The 19764-nt window shown below is 71.8% G+C and carries 16 protein-coding genes; 7 read left to right on the top strand and 9 right to left on the bottom strand.

The genetic code is table 11. The features are described 5' to 3' along the window. The first annotated feature begins 101 nt into the window (after positions 1 to 101). Positions 102 to 1328, top strand: a complete 1227-nt coding sequence (locus tag ACZ6C1_RS32425) for an acyl-CoA dehydrogenase family protein (RefSeq protein ID WP_469245902.1) — start codon at positions 102 to 104, stop codon at positions 1326 to 1328. 231 nt (positions 1329 to 1559) lie between these two features. Here ACZ6C1_RS32425 and ACZ6C1_RS32420 read toward each other — a convergent pair whose 3' ends face one another. The 5 genes from ACZ6C1_RS32420 to ACZ6C1_RS32400 form a co-directional block, all read right to left on the bottom strand. Next, positions 1560 to 2486 (bottom strand): carbohydrate ABC transporter permease, encoded by a 927-nt coding sequence (locus ACZ6C1_RS32420; protein ID WP_469245901.1) that lies wholly within the window; start codon positions 2484 to 2486, stop codon positions 1560 to 1562. After that, positions 2483 to 3814 (bottom strand): carbohydrate ABC transporter permease, encoded by a 1332-nt coding sequence (locus ACZ6C1_RS32415; RefSeq protein WP_469245899.1) that lies wholly within the window; start codon positions 3812 to 3814, stop codon positions 2483 to 2485. The genes ACZ6C1_RS32420 and ACZ6C1_RS32415 overlap by 4 nt, the downstream gene beginning before the upstream one ends. Positions 3815 to 3818: 4 nt before the next feature. Further along, a complete protein-coding gene (locus ACZ6C1_RS32410; RefSeq protein WP_469245897.1) occupies positions 3819 to 5144 on the bottom strand; it encodes an ABC transporter substrate-binding protein in 1326 nt (441 codons plus the stop codon). Beyond that, a complete protein-coding gene (locus tag ACZ6C1_RS32405) occupies positions 5141 to 6832 on the bottom strand; it encodes a glycoside hydrolase family 13 protein (protein WP_469245895.1) in 1692 nt (563 codons plus the stop codon). Before ACZ6C1_RS32405 ends, ACZ6C1_RS32410 begins: the two co-directional genes overlap by 4 nt. A 202-nt stretch (positions 6833 to 7034) precedes the next feature. Then, positions 7035 to 8309, bottom strand: coding sequence for an ABC transporter substrate-binding protein (locus tag ACZ6C1_RS32400; protein WP_469245939.1), 1275 nt, complete (start codon positions 8307 to 8309; stop codon positions 7035 to 7037). A 125-nt stretch (positions 8310 to 8434) separates the two neighbouring features. Here ACZ6C1_RS32400 and ACZ6C1_RS32395 point away from each other — a divergent pair, with 125 nt between their 5' ends. Genes ACZ6C1_RS32395 through ACZ6C1_RS32380 form a run of 4 tightly spaced genes read left to right on the top strand, consistent with a single transcriptional unit; the run spans position 8435 to position 12959 of the window. Further along, complete coding sequence (locus ACZ6C1_RS32395) at positions 8435 to 8950, top strand: PadR family transcriptional regulator (protein WP_469245893.1); 516 nt, start codon at positions 8435 to 8437, stop codon at positions 8948 to 8950. Next, positions 8947 to 9711, top strand: a complete 765-nt coding sequence (locus ACZ6C1_RS32390) for an ABC transporter ATP-binding protein (RefSeq protein ID WP_469245891.1) — start codon at positions 8947 to 8949, stop codon at positions 9709 to 9711. The genes ACZ6C1_RS32395 and ACZ6C1_RS32390 overlap by 4 nt, the downstream gene beginning before the upstream one ends. Before the next feature lie 6 nt (positions 9712 to 9717). Beyond that, the gene (locus tag ACZ6C1_RS32385; RefSeq protein ID WP_469245889.1) at positions 9718 to 12003 is read left to right on the top strand and encodes an ABC transporter permease; all 2286 of its coding nucleotides are present in this window, start codon (positions 9718 to 9720) and stop codon (positions 12001 to 12003) included. A 56-nt stretch (positions 12004 to 12059) separates the two neighbouring features. After that, entirely contained in the window at positions 12060 to 12959 is a 900-nt protein-coding gene (locus ACZ6C1_RS32380) for a thermonuclease family protein (protein WP_469245887.1), read from the top strand. Between the two features lie 59 nt (positions 12960 to 13018). Here ACZ6C1_RS32380 and ACZ6C1_RS32375 read toward each other — a convergent pair whose 3' ends face one another. Beyond that, complete coding sequence (locus ACZ6C1_RS32375; protein ID WP_469245885.1) at positions 13019 to 13711, bottom strand: esterase/lipase family protein; 693 nt, start codon at positions 13709 to 13711, stop codon at positions 13019 to 13021. A gap of 239 nt (positions 13712 to 13950) precedes the next feature. Next, positions 13951 to 14436, bottom strand: a complete 486-nt coding sequence (locus ACZ6C1_RS32370; protein ID WP_469245883.1) for a glutathione peroxidase — start codon at positions 14434 to 14436, stop codon at positions 13951 to 13953. An 86-nt stretch (positions 14437 to 14522) separates the two neighbouring features. On the opposite strand from ACZ6C1_RS32370, the gene ACZ6C1_RS32365 reads away from it, so the two are divergent. Then, a complete protein-coding gene (locus ACZ6C1_RS32365) occupies positions 14523 to 14744 on the top strand; it encodes a DUF6011 domain-containing protein (RefSeq protein WP_469245882.1) in 222 nt (73 codons plus the stop codon). 15 nt (positions 14745 to 14759) lie between these two features. Here the strand turns inward: ACZ6C1_RS32365 and ACZ6C1_RS32360 are convergent, their stop codons facing one another. Further along, positions 14760 to 15626, bottom strand: a complete 867-nt coding sequence (locus ACZ6C1_RS32360) for an acyl-CoA thioesterase (RefSeq protein WP_469245880.1) — start codon at positions 15624 to 15626, stop codon at positions 14760 to 14762. 11 nt (positions 15627 to 15637) lie between these two features. Beyond that, positions 15638 to 18151, bottom strand: a complete 2514-nt coding sequence (locus ACZ6C1_RS32355; RefSeq protein WP_469245879.1) for a DEAD/DEAH box helicase — start codon at positions 18149 to 18151, stop codon at positions 15638 to 15640. 122 nt (positions 18152 to 18273) lie between these two features. Between ACZ6C1_RS32355 and ACZ6C1_RS32350 the strand changes: the two genes are divergently transcribed. After that, a complete protein-coding gene (locus ACZ6C1_RS32350; protein ID WP_469245877.1) occupies positions 18274 to 19065 on the top strand; it encodes a metal-dependent hydrolase in 792 nt (263 codons plus the stop codon). Positions 19066 to 19764: the final 699 nt, after the last annotated feature.

Below are 19764 nucleotides of genomic sequence, written 5' to 3'. Positions count from 1 at the left end.
CCGCGCAACCTAACACCCACCCCGTCGAGGCGGCCTGTTGACAGCCGCTACTTGCCGGTAACAGACTGCCGGTTACCGCAAGTAACACGCCGGGAGGGAACATGGCCGAGTTCACGTTTGAACTCAACGACGACCAGAAGCAGGTCCGTGACTGGCTGCATGGCTTCGCCAAGGACGTGATCCGGCCGGCCGCCTCCGAGTGGGACGAGCGCGAGGAGACCCCCTGGCCCATCATCCAGGAGGCCGCCAAGGTCGGCATCTACTCCCTCGACTTCTACGCGCAAGCGTTCTTCGACCCCACCGGGCTCGGCATCCCCATGACCATGGAGGAGCTGTTCTGGGGCGACGCGGGCATCGGCCTGTCCATCGTCGGCACGGGCCTGGCGGCCGTCGGCGTCCTCGCCAACGGCACCGAGGAACAGATCGGCACCTGGATCCCGCAGATGTACGGCGACCCCGACGACGTCAAGGTCGCCGCCTTCTGCTCCTCCGAGCCCGACGCCGGCTCGGACGTCGCCTCCATGCGTACCCGCGCGGTCTACGACGAGGCCAAGGACGAATGGGTCCTCAACGGCACCAAGACGTGGGTGACCAACGGCGGCATCGCCAATGTCCACGTCGTCGTCGCCGTCGTCGACCCCGGCCTCGGCTCCAAGGGCCACGCCTCCTTCATCGTCCCGCCGGACACCCCCGGCCTCTCCCAGGGCCAGAAGTTCAAGAAGCACGGCATCCGCGCCTCCCACACGGCCGAGGTCGTCCTCGAGGACGTCCGCGTCCCCGGCTCCTGTCTGCTCGGCGGCAAGGAGAAGCTCGACGAGCGCCTCGCCCGCGCCAGGGAGAAGGCCAAGGCCGGGGGGGAGCGCGTGAAGAACGCCGCCATGGCCACCTTCGAGGCCTCCCGCCCCGCCGTCGGCGCCATGGCCGTCGGTACCGCCCGCGCCGCGTACGAAGTGGCGCTGGACTACGCCCGGACCCGCGTCCAGTTCGGCCGCCCCATCATCGACAACCAGGGCGTCGCCTTCCAACTGGCCGACATGCGCACCCAGATCGACGCCGCCCGGCTCCTCGTCTGGCGCGCGTCCTGGATGGCCACCACCGGCAAGCCGTTCACCTCCGCCGAGGGCTCCATGTCCAAGCTCTACGCGAGCGAGGTCGCCAAGAAGGTCACGGCGCAGGCCGTCCAGATCCTCGGCGGCAACGGCTTCACCCGCGAGTACCCGGTGGAGCGGATGCACCGCGACAGCGCGATCTACACCATCTTCGAGGGGACGAGCGAGGTCCAGCGCCTGGTCATCGCCCGAACCCTGTCGGGCATGCCGATCCGCTGAGCGGGCAGCGGGGGGGGGGGGGGGGGGGGGGGGGGGGGGGGGGGGGGGGGGGGGGGGGGGGGGGGGGGGGGGGGGGGGGGGGGGGGGGGGGGGGGGGGGTAGACACCCCCCCCCCCCCCCCCCCCCCTCCCCCCCCCCCCCCCCCCCCCCCCCCCCTCCCCCCCCCCCCCCCCCCCCCCCCCCCCCCCCCCCCCCCCCCCCCCCCCCCCCCCCCCGCCCGTACCCGTAACCTCACTTGACGGAACCCGCCATCACGCCCTGGACGAAGTGCCGCTGGAAGGCGAAGAACACCACCACCGGCACGATCAGGGACAGGAAGGCGCCCGGCGCGAGGACGTCGATGTTGCTGCCGAACTGACGCACCTGGGACTGGAGCTCCACCGTCAGGGGCTGCGAGGAGCTGTCCGCGAAGAGCAGCGCCACCAGCATGTCGTTCCACACCCACAGGAACTGGAAGATCGCCAGGCTCGCGATCGCGGGCCTGCCCACCGGAAGTACCAGCTGGGTGAAGATCCGCCACTCGCCGCCGCCGTCCATGCGGGCGGCCTCCAGCATCTCGCGCGGGATGTCGGCGAAGTAGTTGCGGAGCAGGAACACGGCGAACGGCAGCCCGTACGCGACGTGGAACAGCACCACGCCCGGGATCGTGCCGAACAGGCCGAGCTGCCCGAAGAGCTTGGCGACCGGCAGCAGGCCCACCTGCACCGGCACCACCAGCAGCGCCACCACCGCCAGGAAGATCCAGTCCCGGCCGGGGAACTCCAGCCAGGCGAAGGCGTATCCGGCCAGCGCCGCGACGACCACGACGAGGACGGTCGTGGGCACCGAGATCAGCACGGTGTTCCAGAACGCCCTGGTGATCCCCGCGTTGCCCAGCAGCGCCGAGTAGTTGTCCAGGGACAGCTGCCCCGGACTGGTCAGCGCGGTCCACCAGCCGCTCGCCGCGTTGTCGTTGGCCGAGCGCAGCGACGACAGCAGCAGTCCGGCCACCGGGGTGATCCAGACGAGGCCGACCACCGCGAGGAACGCCTGGACCAGGCCGTTGCCCAGCCAGCGGCGGAGCCTGCCGCCCCGCGGCCGGGTGGGTGCGGTCCGCGCGGGCGGGGGCGGGGGCGAGGCGGACGGTTTCGAGGGGGGTGCGGTGACGGTCGCGCTCATGACTGGCTCCTGCGGAAGCGGCGGACGTTGAACACCATGGCGGGGATCACCAGGAGCAGGAGCAGCACTCCGAGTGCGCTGCCGAGCCCCTGGTTGTTGCCGCCGCCGAAGGAGACGAGCCACATCTGGGTGGCGAGGACCGTGGCGTCCTCCTGCACCGGGCCGGGCGCGATGATGTAGATCAGGTCGAAGACCTTCATCACATTGATCACCAGGGTCACGAAGACGACCGTCAGCACCGGCGCCAGCAGCGGCACGGTGATCCGGCGGAACACCTGCCACTCGCTCGCCCCGTCCATCCGCGCCGCCTCCAGGGCGTCACGCGGCAGCGACGACAGTCCGGCGCCGATGAGCACCATGGCGAAGCCGGTCCAGATCCACAGGTACGCGCCGATGATCGCCGGGGTGACCAGGGCCGGGCCGAGCCAGGAGACGCCCTCGTAGGGCGGCGCGAAGTTCGCCGCCGGCAGCTTCACCGTGTACGAGCCGTCCGTGAGGTCGGCGAAGCGGAACGAGCCGTCCGCCGCCGTCGTCGCCGTGGCGACCGTCTTCCCGTCCCGTACGGCTTCCACCGCCATCCCCGGCAGGCCGCGTTCGGCCGTGTCGATCACGCCCGGCCGCCCCCCGCCGCCGGGCGTGAAGTCCAGGTAGACGACACCGCGCACCTCGTCCGCGGCGGCCTTCGGCGAAGACGCCGGCTTCGCCTCCGCGGGCATCTCCTTGGGCGGTACGCCCACCAGGCCGAGGGCCACGGCGCTGCCCGGCGCGACGGCCTCGGCCGTGCCGTACGACCCGTCCGGGCCCTTCCGCAGCCCCTGGTCCTCCCGGGGGCGGGCGGTCGGGTACGAGGAGCCGTCCTCGAAGACGTCGTGCACGCCGACCACCGCGGCGTTGAGCACGCCCTTGTCGGGGTCCTCCTCGTAGGCGAGCCGGAAGATGATGCCCGCGGCCAGGAAGGAGACGGCCATCGGCATGAACAGCAGCAGCTTGAACGCGGTGGCCCAGCGGACCTTCTCCACCAGCACCGCGAGGATCAGCCCGAGCCCGGTGAGCAGCGTCGGGGCGACGACCACCCAGATCGCGCTGTTGCGGATGGCGGTCAGGGTGGCGGGGTCGCGGAACATCTCCGCGTAGTTCTCCCCGCCGACGAACCGGGTCCCGGCCGCGTCGAAGAAGCTGCGGCCGACGGAGAACAGGACGGGGTAGACGACCAGCGCGCCGAGGAGCAGCAGCGCCGGCAGGACGAAGGCGACGGCGATGGTCCGCCGGCGGCGCTGGGCGCGCCGCCGGGGACCCGCGGCCCCCACGGAAGTGGTGAGGGTGGTCATGTCGTCAGCCCTTGTACGCCTTGGCCGCCGCGGCTTCGAGCGCCGCCGCGGTGGCCGCCGGGTTCGACGGGTCGCGCAGGAAGTCCTGGAGCAGCTTCCACTCGCCCACGCCCTTGGTGCCGCCGAAGGAGGCAGGCGTCTGGTCCGACATGTCGAAGCGCACCGAGTCCCCGGCCGCGATCAGCGACTTGGCCGTCTCGCGGAGAGTGTCGTCACCGTACGAGGCGAGGTCCAGCTTCTTGTTGGGGGAGAGGAACCCGCCCGCCTTCGCCCACACGGCGGCCGCCTCGGGGGTGGCCAGGTACTCCATGAAGGCCGTCGCGGCCTTCTGGTTCTTGCCGTCCTTCAGGACGACGGCCGCGTCACCGCCGCTGACCACCGGCGCCTTGCCGCCGGCGACGGCGGGGAAGGGGAAGAAGGTGGCGTCCTGGCCGATCTTCTTGCCGAACTGGTCCTTGGCGATACCGGCGACGAAGTCTCCCTCGTACACCATCCCGGCCTCGGGCTCGGGGCCGAACACCTTCTCCACGGAACCCGGGAAGTCGGTGCTCAGCGCGCCCTTCTGGCCGCCCGCGATCAGCTTCTTGTCGGAGAACAGCTTGCCGAGGGTGGTCAGGGCCTTCACCACGGTGGGATCGGTCCACGCGATCTCGTGCTTGGCGAGCTGGTCGTACTTCTCGGGACCGGCCTGGGAGAGGTAGATGTTCTCGAACCAGTCGGTGAGCGTCCAGCCGTCCTCACCGGCGACCGCGAAGGCCGGCAGACCCGAGTCGGAGACCGCCTGCGCGGACTTGAGCATCTCCTCGTAGGTCTTCGGCGGCTTGACGCCCGCCTGCTCGAACGCCTCCGGGCTGTACCAGACGGTCGACTTGTGGGCCGCCTTGAAGTACAGGCCGTACAGCTTGCTGTCGACCGTGCCGTACATCGACCAGACGGGCGCGAAGTTGGTGTGCACGGCGGTCGCGGCCTTGTCGGAGAGCGGCTTGAGCCAGCCCTTCTTCGCGAACTGCTGGAGCACGCCGACCTGGGGGACCATCACCACGTCCGGGGCGTTGCCGCCCTCGATCTTGCTGCCGACCACCGTGGAGACGTTGTCACCGGTCGACGTGAACTGGGTCTTGGCGCCGGTCTTCTCGCTGAAGGCGTCCAGCACCTTCTGGAAGTTCTTCTGCTCGGCCCCGGACCACACACCGGCCACGTTGAGGGTCTGGCCACTGAGTTCCTTGCTCCCGCCGCCCGCGCTCACCGGGCCGCCGCCGCAGGCGGTCGCCCCCAGGGCCAGGGTCAGCGCCGAACAGCACGCCATCGCCATCCGTCGTCGCGTCATCATCGTGATACCTCCGAGGTGGTGTGGTCACCGGTCCACCAGGCGGCGGTGGATCCGGGCAGTACGCCGGCCGGGCAAGGGCCGCTGGACAGCAGGGGGGCGCCGGAGACCGGTGCGGGCACCGGGTCGGCGGTGAAGTTGACGGCGCAGACGAGACCCTCGCCGCGCTCGAAGGCCAGGACACCGGGCGGTGACTCCAGCCAGCGCAGGGTGCCCTCGCCGAGCTGCGGCAGTCCGTGCCGCAGCTGCAGGCCGTCGCGGTACAGGTGCCAGAACGAGCGCGTGTCGGCGAGCGCCCGGTCGGTGGCGTGCTCGGCGAACCAGCCGGGCTGCGGCAGCCACGGCTTGGCGCTCTCGGCGCCGGTGCTGAACCCGAACGGCGAGGCGTGCCCCGACCACGGCAGCGGTACGCGGCAGCCGTCACGGATCCGGGCCCGGCTGCCGGTGCGCCGGAAGATCGGGTCGGTGAGTACCTCGTCCGGCAGGTCCACGACCTCCGGCAGGCCGAGCTCCTCGCCCTGGTAGATGTACGCGGCACCCGGCAGCGCCAGCATCAGCAGCGCCGCGGCCCGCGCCCGTGCGGCGCCCAGACCACTGCCCTCGGTGCCGGACTCGCCGTAGCGGGTCACGGTGCGCACCTGGTCGTGGTTGTTGAGCACCCAGGTGACGGTGGAACCGGTGCCCGCGATGTCCCGTATCGCCTCGTCGATGACCGTACGGAACGTGTCGGCGTCCCAGGGGGCGCTCAGCAGGTCGAAGAAGAAGGCCTGGTGCAGTTCGTCGGGTCGGACGTACTTGGCGTGCTCGCGGGCAGTCGGTACGGACACCTCGCCGACCAGCAGCCGCTCGCGGCCGTCACGGGACGTGTACTCCTCGCACACGGCGCGCCAGTGGCGCCACACGTCGTGCACCTCGGGCTGGTTCCAGGCCAGCGGGTTGACCGAGTCGCGGGTGCGGGCGTCGGCCTCCGGGTCGGGGGAGTCCGGCAGGTCGGGGTGCTTGAACAGACCGGCGGCCACATCGATGCGGAACCCGTCGACGCCCCGGTCGAGCCAGAACCGCAGCACGTGGTCGAAGTGGGCGGCCACCTCGGGGTTGCGCCAGTTCAGGTCGGGCTGCTCGGGCGTGAACATGTGCAGGTACCACTGGCCGGGCGTGCCGTCCTGCTCGGTCACCCGGCTCCAGGCGGGACCGCCGAACATGGCGTGCCAGTTGTTGGGCGGGACGTCGCCGCCAGGGCCGCGGCCCTCGGCGAAGTGGAAGCGGGCCCGGGCCTCGCTGCCAGGGGCGGAGGCGAGCGCCTCGCGGAACCAGGCGTGCTCGCTGGAACAGTGATTGGGGACGATGTCCAGCAGCACCTTGATCCCGAGCCGGTGGGCGTCGCCCACCAGGCGGCCGAACTCGTCGAGGTCGCCGAAGACGGGGTCCACATCGCAGTAGTCGGCGACGTCGTAGCCGTGGTCGGCCTGGGGCGACGGGTAGAACGGGCTCAGCCAGATGCCGTCGACGCCGAGCTTCTTGAGGTACGGCAGGCCGGCGCGGACTCCGGCGAGGTCGCCGATGCCGTCACCGGTGCTGTCCAGGAAGCTGCGGACGTACACCTGATAGATCACCGCGTCGCGCCACCAGGGGTGGGCGGACCGGTGCGTGAGGTGCTGCGAGAGGCCGTCGTCGGCCGGAGCGGTGAGCATCACCCGTTGACCTGTTTCTTCGTGAAGGGGTGCGCGCCATCCAGAGCGGGTAGCGGTTATGCATGCATGTTAAGTAGCCATGACGAGAGGGTGTCAACGATGGTGCAGAAAACAGCGGAAGTTGGGGGCTTATGTTCCGGTATGTCCCATGGCTGAGACAGCTTGTGGTTACCTAACAGATAACTATGAGGGTGGGATGGTCTCAGCGACGGCCGGCGATGGCCGCGAGCTCCCCGGCGAGCCGCCGCACGGCTGCCTCGGGCGTCTGGCGCTGCGCCATCGCGTCATGGACCACGGCCTGCACGGCCAGACTGACCTGCTGGTAGTGCGGGCTCTTGGGGCGCGGCTCCGCCGCCAGCACGCTCGCCCGCAGCGCGGGCAGGTAGGGGAACCGGCGCACCAGGGCGGGGTCCTCGTAGAGCGCGGCCCGTACCGGCGGCAGGGCGCCCTCGGTCAGCACGCGGCGCTGCACCTGTTCACTCGTGAGGTACGCGAGGAGGTCGCGCGCCGACTCCGGGTGCCGCGCATGGCTGCTCACCGCCAGGTTCGACCCGCCCAGCACGCTCGTGCCCGGCCCCTCGGGCCCCGGCAACGGCACCGCGCCGAACTTCCCCGCCACCCGGGAGTCCCTCCCGGACGCGCCGGCCCAGGCGTACGGCCAGTTGCGCAGGAACAGCAGCCGGCCGTCCTGGAACGCCTGCCGCGACTCCTCCTCCGTGTAGGTCAGCGCTTCCCGGGGGATCCAGCCGTCCCGCACGCCCCGCGCCAGGAAACCGATCCCCGCGCGCGCCGCCGCCGAGTCGACCGTGACCCGCTCGCCCTCGTCACCGAGGATCGTGCCGCCCGCCGAGTACACCGCCTCGGCGGCGTTCACCGTCAGCCCCTCGTACGGCAGGAACTGGCCCGCGTACCCCTCGAGACCATGCCTCGGGGCGATCGTCCGCGCCTGCCGTTCCAGCTCCGCCCAGGTGCGCGGCGGCCGCTCGCCCTCGCGGTCGAGGACGTCCTTGCGGTAGAAGAGCATTCCGGCGTTCGTGACGTAGGGGACGGCGTACAGCTTTCCGTCGTACGTCGCCGTGTCCACCACCGGGGGCAGGAAACCGCTCAGCGGGAACCGGTCGCGGTCCACCGGGGCGATCCACCCGGCGGCGGCGAACTCCGATGTCCACGCCACATCGATGTTGAGGACGTCGAACCGGCCCGCACCCGAGCGCAGATCCGTGATCATCTGGGACCGGGTCTCGTCCGCCGAGTCCGGCAGCTCGACCAGTGTCACCTTCTCGCCCGGGTGCGCACGGTTCCAGCCGTCCAGCACCCGGCCCAGGTAACCGGTGAGGTCACCGGCCGTGGCCAGGGTCATCGGGCCCCGCCCGCCGTCGGACGCGGGGCCCGCCGGGGCGGCGCCGGAAGCCGTGTACCCGGTCACAATGACCATGGCAACCAGGAGCCCCCTACCCGCGGCACGTATCCACCGCATAGGTTCCTCCCAGTACACCCGGCGCATGACATCGGCGTCCGCGTCTGCGGGCATGTATACCCGTTAGGCATGGGCGATACTAGAGCCCACATCACATCGGGAGCACGCGGAGGAGGACAGCACGGGTGCGCCTTCCCCTCCTCGCCCTCCTGGCCCGAGGCCCCGCCCACGGCTACGAGCTCAAGCAGGACCTTGAGCAACTGCTGGGCGCCGCGTACCCTCCCACCAACGTCGGCCAGGTCTACGTGACCCTCGGCCGGCTGGAGAAGTCCGGCCTCATCGAGGGCGAGGAGATCGCCCAGGAGAGCCGGCCCAACAAAAAGATCTACCGCCTCACCGACGCCGGGCAGGAAGCACTGCGCGCCTGGTTCGAGGAGACGGCCGACGAACCGAGGGTCCGGGACGAGTTCTTCATGAAACTCGCCCTCGCCCCCCGCACCGGGCTCGCCGACCAGATCACCCTCATCAACAAACAGCGACGCGAGTACCTCAACACCATGCGCAACCTCTCCAAGCTGGCCGCGACCGAAGACCGGGACAACCGCATATCGCACCTGCTGATCGAGGGCGCCATGCTGCACCTCCAGGCCGACCTCGACTGGCTGGAGCGCTGCCAGGAGGAACTGGAGGACCTGCAATGACGGACACCTCCACACCCGTGCCCCTGCTGCGCGCCGAGGGCCTGGTCAAGACCCACCACGGCGAGGGCGCGCCCGCCCACGCCGTACGCGGCGTCGACCTCGCCGTACGGCACGGCGAATTCGTCGCCGTCACCGGCCCGTCCGGCGCCGGGAAGTCCACCCTGCTGCACCTGCTCGGCGGGCTCCAGCGCCCCGACAGCGGCTCCCTGTGGCTCGACGGCGAGTGCACCGACGGCTACAGCGAGGCACGCTGGGCGGTCGAGCGGCGCCGCCGCATCGGCATCGTCTTCCAGTTCTTCAACCTCGTCTCCAACCTGACCGTCGCCGACAACGTCGAACTGCCCGCCCTCCTCGCCGGCACCCCCGCCAAACAGGCCCGCGCCGAGCGCGAGAAGCTCCTCGCCGAACTCGGCCTCGAAGGCAAGGCGCGCAGCATGCCCGGCGAACTGTCCGGCGGCGAACAGCAGCGCGTCGCCCTCGCCCGCGCCCTGGTCAACCAGCCGCGCCTGCTGCTCGCCGACGAACCGGCCGGCAGCCTCGACAGCAAGGGCACCCGCGAGGTCATGCGGCTGCTGACCCGCTTCCACCAGCGCGGGCAGAGCATCGTTCTCGTCACCCACGACGCCCGGCTCGCCAGCGCCGCGGATCGGGTCATCAGCTTCTTCGACGGCCGGATAGCCGACGACGCCGAACTCGGCGGGACGCCGGCACGCCGCACCGGCCCGGCCGGCGTCATCGCACTGAACGACCTGAAGGACTGACCGGCGATGCGGGCCATGCTGCGCTGGGCGCACGCCGACCTCCGCACCCACCGGGGCGAGGCGCTCTTCCTCGTCGCCGCCACCGCCGGGATCGTCGCCTCCCTGCTGCTCGCCGCCGCCCTGTTCGGGTACGCGACGAACCCCTGGCAGCGGGTCTTCACCCAGTCCCACGGCGCGCACGTCTGGATCCACACCGGCCCCGCCGCCGACACCGGACGGCTCGCCGCGCTCGACGGCGTCGCCGACGTCTCCGGCCCGTACCGCACCGCCACCACCACCGCCGCCTCACGCGGCGCCCGCGCGGGCGTGGAACTGCGCGCCACCGGCGCCGGCCTCCCCCCGACGGGCCGCCCGCTGATCACCTCCGGCCGCTGGCTCGACCCCGCCACACCCGACGGGGTCGTCCTCGAGGCGGGCCTCGCCCGCGCCCTGTGGGCCGAACCGGGCGACCGGCTCGACGTCGCCGGACGCACACTGACCGTCCTCGGCGTCGCCGAGACCGCCGAGCGCCGCTACCGCCCCGGCGAACGGCCCGGCACCGTGTGGGCCCTGCCGCGCGCCGTGCCCGAGGACCGCACCGCCGGTCAGGTCGTCGGACTGCGGCTCGCCGACCCCGACGACACCGACTACACGGTCCAGCGTGCCGTCACCACGCTCGGCGCGGGCGCCGTCGGCGACGTCGCCACCTGGCAGCAGGCCCGAGGCGACGCACAGGGCGACACCAAACTTCTCGGCCAGGTCCTCGGACTGTTCGGCCTGGGCGCCCTCATCGCCGCCGCCCTCGCGGTGTTCGGTGCGATCAGCACACGGGTGCGCGGCCACCTCCGGGACATCTCCGTCCTCAAGGCCGTCGGCTTCACCCCGGGCCAGGTCGTACGGATCTTCCTCGTCCAGCATTTGACGTTCGCCGTGTTCGGCGCCGCCCTGGCCGCGTTTCTCGTACGAACCCTGGGCGGCCGTCTGCCGGGGCGGCTCGGCGACGCGGTCCAGGTCTGGCAAGGCCTGCCGGGCCACCTCCCGGTGCTCCTGCTCGTCCCGGTCGCGGCCGTGCTGTTCATCGGGGCGGCCACCTGCCTGGCCGCCTGGCGGGCGGGGCGCGTCCCGCCCGTGCCGGTCCTGCCCCCGGCCGCCGCCCCGGGCGGAGGACTGTCCGGCGCGGCCCGGAAGGCCCTCGCGCTGCGCGTCCCGCCCGCGCTCGTCCTCGGCTGGCACCGCGCCTTCGGACGGGGGCGCCGCGCCCCGGCCACCATCGTGCGCCTCGCCCTTCCCCTGATGCTGATCACCGTGGCGCTCGGCGCGTGGACCACCATCGAACGGTTCGACAGCCACCCCGAGCAGGTCGGCCTCGCCGCCGCGCTCACCGCCCGCCCCGGCGACACGCTCACCGACCGCGAGGCGACCGCGCTGCTCCGGGCCAACCGGCACGTCACCGCCGCCCACCCCGGTCTGGAGGTCGCCGCCCTGGTCCCCGGCCAGACCGGCACCATCGCGCTGCGCGGCCTCGGCACTCGCGAGCGGCCCTACCCGTACTCCATCGCCGAGGGGCGCGCCGCCCACGGCCCCGACGAGGCCGTCGCCGGGCAGGGCCTCCTCGATCTGCTCGGCGCCCGCGTCGGCGACTGGGTACGGCTGACCGTCGGCGGCCACCCGCAGGTGCTGCACATCGTCGGCCGCAGCATCGAACCGGAGAACGGCGGCCGGGTCATCTCCACCTCGCTCGACACCCTCCGCGAGAACGACCCCGGCCTGCGCCCCAGCCTCTACCAGCTCCAACTGCGCCCCGGCGCCGACCCCCGCGCGGTGAGCGCCGAGCTCGCCGACGCCTCCGCCGGCCGCCTGGACCTCCACGAGGTCACCAGTCCGGCCGACCGCCTCTCCGCGCTGCGGGGTGTCGTCGCCGGACTGATCGCCGTCCTGGCCCTCATCGGCCTCACCGAACTGTCCACGGCCATCGGCGGCACCGTCCGGGACGGCGAACGGGACCTGCTCGCCCTGAAGGCCATCGGCCTCTCCCCGCGCCAGATCACCACCGTCACGGTCACCGCCATCGGGTGCGCCGCCCTGGCCGCCGCCCTCGTCGGCACCGCGCTCGGCGTCCCGTTCGCCCACTGGCTGATCGACCACGAGGCCCACGCCACCGGCGTCGGCGCCGGCATCGCCCACGCCCCGCCCCCGCTCCACCTCCTGGCGCTCGTCGCCACCGCTGTCGCGGGAGCAGCCGCCCTGGCCGCCCTGCCCGCCGCCCGGGCCACCCGCCATCGCCTCGCGGACACCCTCAGTGCGGTGGCCTGACCGGACCGGGGCAAAAAGTGCTGTACTGGAGAACACCCCTCTGAGAGGGGGGCGACATGCGCCCGAGGCACCCCTGGCTCACGGCACTGCTCGCCGTTCTGGTCGCCGTCCTGGCCTTCGGCGGACTGGGCGCGCTCCTGGAAGCGGTGAAGGACGAATCCGCCCCCAAGCCGCCGGCCGCCGTCGAAGAGCCCCCGCCCCCGGCCGAGCCCGCGCCCAAGCCGCCGGCTCCGCCCGCGCCCAAGCCGCCGTCCAAGCCTCCACCCGCCGATCCGGAGCCGCCGCCCGCGGCCGTACCGGAGCAGCGGAGGCCCGCCGCTCCGCCGCCCGAGCGGCCCACGGTTCCGGCCCCGCGCGGTCCCGTGGTGGAGCGGGTGATCGACGGCGACACCATCGAGGTACGCGGCGACGGCCGGATCATCCCCGTCGGCACCGAGGCGCGCGTGCGGCTGCTCCAGATCGACGCCCCCGAGCGGGGCGACTGCTTCAGTGACGAAGCCACCGCCCGCACCGAGCGGTTGCTGCCGCCGGGCAGCAGGCTCCGGACGGAGGCCGACGAGGACCTCAAGGACCGGTACGGCCGCTACCTGCTCCACGTGTGGAACGAGCAGGGCGTCTTCGTCAACGAGTCCCTGGTCCGCGGCGGCTACGCGAAGGCCGTGCTGTACGAGCCCAACGACAAGTACTGGCCGGAGATCTCCCGGGCGCAGAGCGCCGCTCGGCAGGCCGATGCGGGTCTCTGGTCCGCCTGCGACACCACCCCCGCACCCCCGCCGCCGTCACCGCCCCCGCCGGAGCGGCCCGCCCGGCCGTCCGAGCCGGACGGCGCCGGGCTGCCCGCCGGGCCGCCGCCCGGGCCCGACCTGGACTGTGCCGACGTCTCCGGCCCCGTGTGGGTCGGTGATGACGACCCTCACCGGCTGGACCGCGACGGCGACGGCATCGGATGCGAGTGACGTGCCCGTGAGCTCCGGAGGCCTGCCCCCCCCGGGGCTCCGCGGGGCGGTGACCGGCGTCAGCCGTTCACGAAGTCCCTGACCTGTCCGTAGACCACCGGGTCGGAGCCCAGGGCGTTGTGACCGAGGCAGGCGGTCCGGGTGTTGGTGGCGCCGCTCAGGGCGACACTGCTGTCCGGGTTGATGAAGGTGTCGCAGGGCGACCACCACGTGGCGTGGCGCGGGCCCTCGGGGGTCTCGTCGCCGGAGTTGAGCGTGGTGAGGAAGGCGGAGCCGACGCGCATCTCCGTACACGAGGTGTCGAAGCACGAGTTGGCCGCGTCGGTGCCGTGGTTGGGTCCGCCCAGGGAGACCCAGGCGTCGGTCCTCCCGTTGCCGCCGAGCGTCTTCGTGTAGTGGCGACTGGACAGGCCGCCCATGGAGTGGGTGACGATGTCGACCTCGGCCGCGCCGGTCTCCGCGAGGAGCCGGTCGACCTCCGCGGCGATTCCCCGTGCCGTGGTGGCATTGGACTGGCGCCAGTCGTAACTCCACTGGCGCAGGTGGGTCGAGGGCCAGCCGTCCGCACGGAATCTGTCGGCCATGGTGTTCCAGTAGGACCCGGAAGAGCTGTATCCGTGGACGAAAAGGATGGGATTACTGCCGGGGCGGAACGTGGACGCCGGGGCGGTGTCGGCGGCTTCGACGGGGACGGCGGTGACCAGCCCGAGCAGGGTGCTCGCCACGGCGACGACTAGCAGGTTCTTTTTCATGACCTACCTCGGTGAAGGGGCGCGTGGGGGGCGCCAGAGGAGGCTACTGGCGAGTAGTCGAGGTACGTCAATGCCCGTGCGCCCAGAAGAACGGAAAATGTGGCGCACGTAATTACGCTCCATTCCGTAGCGTTTTCCGAATACGCCCGGGGCGGAAAGGAAAAGAGCGGTACCAGTCCGGGCAACGAAAAGGCGCCGGCCCCCCGCGGGGGACCGGCGCCGACCACGAGCCGTACGGGTCAGGCGGAGAGCCGCGCCTCGATCGCCGCGACCAGCTCGGCCGCCTCCGGCTCGGTGCGCGGGCGGAAGCGGGTCACCTCACCCTGCGGGGAGATCAGGAACTTCTCGAAGTTCCACTGGACGTCCCCGGCCTCGCCGTCCCCGTCCGCGGTCTTCGTCAGCTCCACGTAGAGCGGGTGCCGGCCCGGGCCGTTGACGTCCGTCTTCTCCAGCATCGGGAACGTCACGCCGTACGTCGCCGAGCAGAACGTGCCGATCTCCTCGGCCGTGCCCGGCTCCTGGCCGCCGAACTGGTTGCACGGTACGCCCAGCACCGTGAAGCCCCGGTCGCCGTACGTCTTCTGGAGCCGCTCCAGACCCTCGTACTGCGGGGTCAGACCGCACTTCGAGGCGACGTTGACCACGAGGACCACCCGGCCCTTGTACTCGGCCAGGGTCGTCGGGTCACCGGACAGGGTGCGCAGCGGGATGTCGTACAGGGACATGCGGGGGACTCCTCCTCTAAAGGGCACTGCCAAGGGCACTGCAACTGGGTCGATCAAAACATGCCCCGCCTGGTAGACAGGCGGGTGTGCATCAGGAACCGCCTCCGCCGGAGACCGAGCCGGCGCCCGAGCCCGCCACCGACCGCCCGCGGCCGGTGCGGTGCCGGCTGTGCGGGAGGCCGCTGACCGGGGCCGCCTCCCGGCGCACCGGCCTCGGGCCCGCCTGCGACACCAAGCTCCACCCGGCCGGTCCCGGCATCAGGACCCGGCGCCACGAGGTCGACCAGGACGCGCTGCCGGGCCTGTAGGGCGCACGGGCGGCCTCAGAGACGGCGGAACAGGCCCTCCTGCACCACCGACACCAGCAGCCGTCCCTCGCGGTCGTAGATCCGGCCGCGCGCCAGACCCCGCCCGCCCGTCGCGATCGGGGACTCCTGGTCGTACAGGAACCACTCGTCGGTGCGGAACGGGCGGTGGAACCACATCGCGTGGTCCAGCGACGCCATGTCGAACCCCCGCGGACCCCACAGCGGTTCGATCGGGATGCGGACCGCGTCCAGCAGGGTCATGTCGGAGGCGTACGTCAGCGCGCACGTGTGAACGAGCGGGTCGTCGCCCAGCGGGCCCACCGCGCGCATCCACACCGCGCTGCGCGGGTCGGCGTCCTTGACCTCCTCCGCCGTCCAGCGCAGCCGGTCGACGTACCGGATGTCGAACGGCATGCGCCGCGCCATCCGCTCCATCGCCTCCGGCAGCGCGCCCAGGTGCTCCCGCACCTCGTCCGCCACCGACGGCAGCTCCTCCGGCAGCGGGAAGTCCAGGCGCGGCGGCAACTGGTGCTCGAAGCCCGCCTCCTCCGGCTGGTGGAAGGAGGCCGTCAGATTGAAGATCGTCTTGCCGCGCTGGATCGCGGTCACCCGCCGTGTGGTGAACGACCGTCCGTCCCGTACCCGTTCGACCTGGTACACGATCGGCAGGCCCGGGATGCCGGGCCGCAGGAAGTAGGCGTGCAGCGAGTGGACCGGACGGTCGCCCTCCGTGGTGCGGCCGGCCGCGACCAGGGCCTGGCCGGCGACCTGCCCACCGAAGACCCGTTGCAGGGACTCCTGCGGGCTGGCGCCGCGGAAGATGTTGACCTCGATCTGCTCCAGGTCGAGCAGGTCGACGAGTCTCTCGGCGGGGTTGGTCATCCACATTCCTTTCAGAGCTGGCCGACGTCGGTGACGCGGACGATCGCGCGGCCCTCCTCGTCCGAGGCCGCCAGGTCCACCTCCGCGCTGATGCCCCAGTCGTGGTCACCGTTCGGGTCGGCGAAGGTCTGCCGGACGCGCCACAGTCCGTGGGCCGCGTCCTCCTCGATGCTCAGCAGCTTCGGTCCGCGCGCGTCCGGGCCGGTGCCGAGGTCGTCGTACTCGTCCCAGTAGGCGTCCATCGCCTCCGCCCAGCGCTCCTCGTCCCAGCCGGACTCGGCGTCCATCTCGCCCAGCTCCGCCAGCTGGTCCAGCGCGGCGAGCTCCACACGGCGGAACATCGCGTTGCGCACCAGGACGCGGAAGGCACGGGCGTTGGCCGTGACCGGCTTGACCTGGTCGGCCTTCTCCTGGGCCTCCTCGGCGGTCTCGACCTCCGGATTGGCCAGCTGCTCCCACTCGTCCAGCAGCGAGGAGTCGACCTGCCGGACCATCTCGCCCAGCCAGGCGATCAGGTCCTCGAGGTCCTCGGTCTTCAGGTCGTCCGGGATGGTGTGGTCCAGCGCCTTGTACGCGGACGCCAGGTACCGCAGCACGATGCCCTCGGTACGCGCCAGCTCGTAGAAGGACGTGAACTCCGTGAAGGACAGCGCCCGCTCGTACATGTCACGGATGACGGACTTCGGCGAGACGGGGTGGTCACCCACCCACGGGTGGGACTTCTTGTACGTGTTGTACGCGTGCCACAGCAGCTCTTCCAGCGGCTTCGGGTACGAGATGTCCTGGAGCCGCTCCATGCGCTCCTCGTACTCGACACCGTCCGCCTTCATCGCGCCGACCGCCTCGCCACGCGCCTTGTTCTGCTGGGCGGCGAGGATCTGGCGCGGGTCGTCCAGCGTCGACTCGACGACGGACACCATGTCGAGGGCGTACGAGGGGGACTCCGGGTCCAGCAGGTCGAACGCCGCGAGGGCGAAGGTCGACAGCGGCTGGTTCAGGGCGAAGTCCTGCTGGAGGTCGACGGTGAGCCGGATCGTGCGGCCCTCGGCGTCGGGCTTGTCGAGCTGCTCGACGACCCCGCCGTCCAGCAGGGAGCGGTAGATCGCGATGGCCCGCCTGATGTGCCGTAGCTGGTTCTTGCGCGGCTCGTGGTTGTCCTCCAGGAGCCGGCGCATCGCCCGGAACGCGTCACCGGGCCGGGCGATCACCGACAGCAGCATGGTGTGCGTGACACGGAAGCGGGAGGTGAGCGGCTCCGGCTCGGAGGCGATCAGCTTCTCGAAGGTGTTCTCGGTCCAGCCGACGAAGCCCTCCGGGGCCTTCTTCCGCACCACCTTGCGGCGCTTCTTCGGGTCGTCGCCCGCCTTGGCCAGCGCCTTCTCGTTCTCGATGACGTGCTCGGGCGCCTGCGCCACCACCAACCCGGCCGTGTCGAACCCGGCGCGACCGGCCCGGCCGGCGATCTGGTGGAACTCACGGGCACGCAGGGTGCGCACCCGGCTGCCGTCGTACTTGGTGAGCGCGGTGAACAACACCGTACGAATCGGGACATTGACCCCGACGCCGAGGGTGTCCGTTCCACAGATCACCTTCAGCAGGCCCGCCTGTGCCAGCTTCTCGACCAGGCGCCGGTACTTGGGCAACATGCCGGCGTGGTGCACACCGATGCCGTGCCGTACGTACCGCGAGAGGTTCTTGCCGAACTTGGTGGTGAACCGGAAGTTGCCGATCAGCTCGGCGATCTTGTCCTTCTCCTCGCGCGAGCACATGTTGATGCTCATCAGCGACTGCGCCCGCTCCACCGCCTGGGCCTGGGTGAAGTGGACGATGTAGACCGGCGCCTGCTTGGTCTCCAGCAGCTCGGTCAGCGTCTCCGTGATGGGGGTGAGCTTGTACTCGTACGACAGCGGGACCGGCCGGGTCGCCGAACGCACCACGGAAGTGGGGCGGCCCGTGCGGCGTGTGAGGTCCTTCTCGAACATCGACACGTCGCCGAGCGTCGCCGACATCAGGACGAACTGTGCCTGCGGCAGCTCCAGCAGCGGGATCTGCCAGGCCCAGCCGCGGTCCGGCTCGGCGTAGAAGTGGAACTCGTCCATCACGACCTGGCCGATGTCCGCGTCCTTGCCGTCCCGCAGCGCGATCGACGCCAGCACCTCCGCCGTGCAGCAGATCACGGGCGCGTCGGCGTTCACGGACGCGTCGCCGGTCAGCATGCCCACGTTCTCGGTGCCGAAGAGCTTGCACAGGTCGAAGAACTTCTCCGACACCAGCGCCTTGATCGGCGCGGTGTAGAAGGTCACCTGGTCATTGGCGAGCGCCGTGAAGTGCGCACCTGCCGCCACCAGCGACTTTCCGGATCCGGTCGGGGTGGACAGGATCACATTGGCCCCCGAGACCACCTCGATCAGCGCCTCCTCCTGGGCCGGGTACAGGGTGATGCCCCGCTCCTCGGCCCATGACGAGAAGGCCTCGAAGAGGGCATCGGGGTCGGCGTCCGGCGGCAGCTGATCGATAAGGGTCACGCCCCCATCTTGCCTGGCTCGCGTCCGGAAACGGGAACCGGCCGTCCGGATGAAGATCACGAGCGATAGTCTGTCCCGTCAACCGGGGTGCAGGACAAGAGCAAACGGGGCGGGGAACGCACATGATGGGACCGGCGCACTCACTCTCCGGCGCGGCCGCATGGCTGGGGGTGGGGGCCGCGACCGCCGCCGCCGGCCATCCGATGCCGTGGCCGGTGCTCGTCGTCGGCGCCCTGATCTGCGCCGGGGCGGCGCTCGCGCCCGACCTCGACCACAAGTCGGCGACCATCTCGCGCGCCTTCGGCCCCCTCTCACGCGGTATGTGCGAGATCGTCGACAAGCTGTCGTACGCCGTCTACAAGGCCACGAAGACACGGGCCGACGCCCGCCGGAGCGGCGGCCACCGCACCCTCACGCACACCTGGGTGTGGGCCGTGCTGTGCGGCGCGGGCGCGTCCGTCCTGGCGATCACGGGTGGCCGGTGGGCGGTCCTCGGGATCCTCTTCGTCCACCTGGTACTGGCGGTGGAGGGCCTGCTGTGGCGGGCGGCCCGGATGTCCAGCGACGTCCTGGTGTGGCTGCTGGGAGCCACCAGCGCGTGGATCCTGGCGGGCGTGCTGGACAAGCCCGGGAACGGCTCCGACTGGCTGTTCACCGCGCCCGGGCAGGAGTACCTGTGGCTCGGACTGCCGATCGTGCTGGGCGCCCTCGTCCATGACATCGGCGACGCCCTGACCGTCTCGGGCTGCCCGGTCCTGTGGCCGATCCCGGTCGGGGGCAAGCGCTGGTATCCGGTGGGACCGCCGAAGGGGATGCGCTTCCGCGCGGGGAGCTGGGTCGAGCTCAAGGTGCTGATGCCCGCGTTCATGCTGCTGGGCGGGGTGGGCGGCGCCGCAGCGCTCGGCTTCATCTGACGGCCACGCGGGCCGTCGTCCCGAGAATGGCCAGGATGACGGTTGTCGCAGCTCGGGCCCGCGCCCACCATCGGACGCATGGACAGCCAGGGACGTGGTGAACTCAGCGAGATCCAGGACATTCCCGGGTTCATGCAGTCGCTCCGTCTCCTGAAGGAGCGTTCCGGGCTTTCGTACCGCGGTCTCGAACAGCGGGCCGCGGCCGTGGGAGACGTACTGCCGCGCAGCACCCTGGCCGCCATGCTGGCGCACGACATACCGCCGCGGACGGAGACACTCCTGGCGTTCGTGCGGGCGTGCGGTGACGGCGGCCGGGCGGAGGAGTGGCTCAGGGCCCGTGAACGTGCGGCCGGCCGGGCACAGCTCGCCGCGCTCCGGGGACACCCCGCGGCGCCCCGGACACAGCCCTCCGGGCAGGCGGACCCCGCCGGGGAGGCCGGCGCGGACGGGCACGGGGTGACCGGCGGGCGGACGGCCCCGGGTGAACCGACGGTCCCGGGCGGTGGCGTCGTCCCCGCCGGAACGGAAAGCATGCCGAGACGGCGCAGGCTCACCGCCGTCGCCCTCGGTGTCGTGGGGGGGGGGGGGGGCCCCCCCCCCCCCCCCCCCCCCCTGTTCCTTTTCGGGGGCGGGGGGGGAGAACCCACGATCCCCGTGGGCACCCCCCCCGAGGCGGCGCCCCCGATGCCCCACAGCGGG

Source organism: Streptomyces sp. NPDC041796 (genome assembly GCF_055590785.1).
The sequence above is the reverse complement of the archived record's forward strand: the minus strand, read 5'-3'. Positions and strand labels throughout refer to the sequence as shown.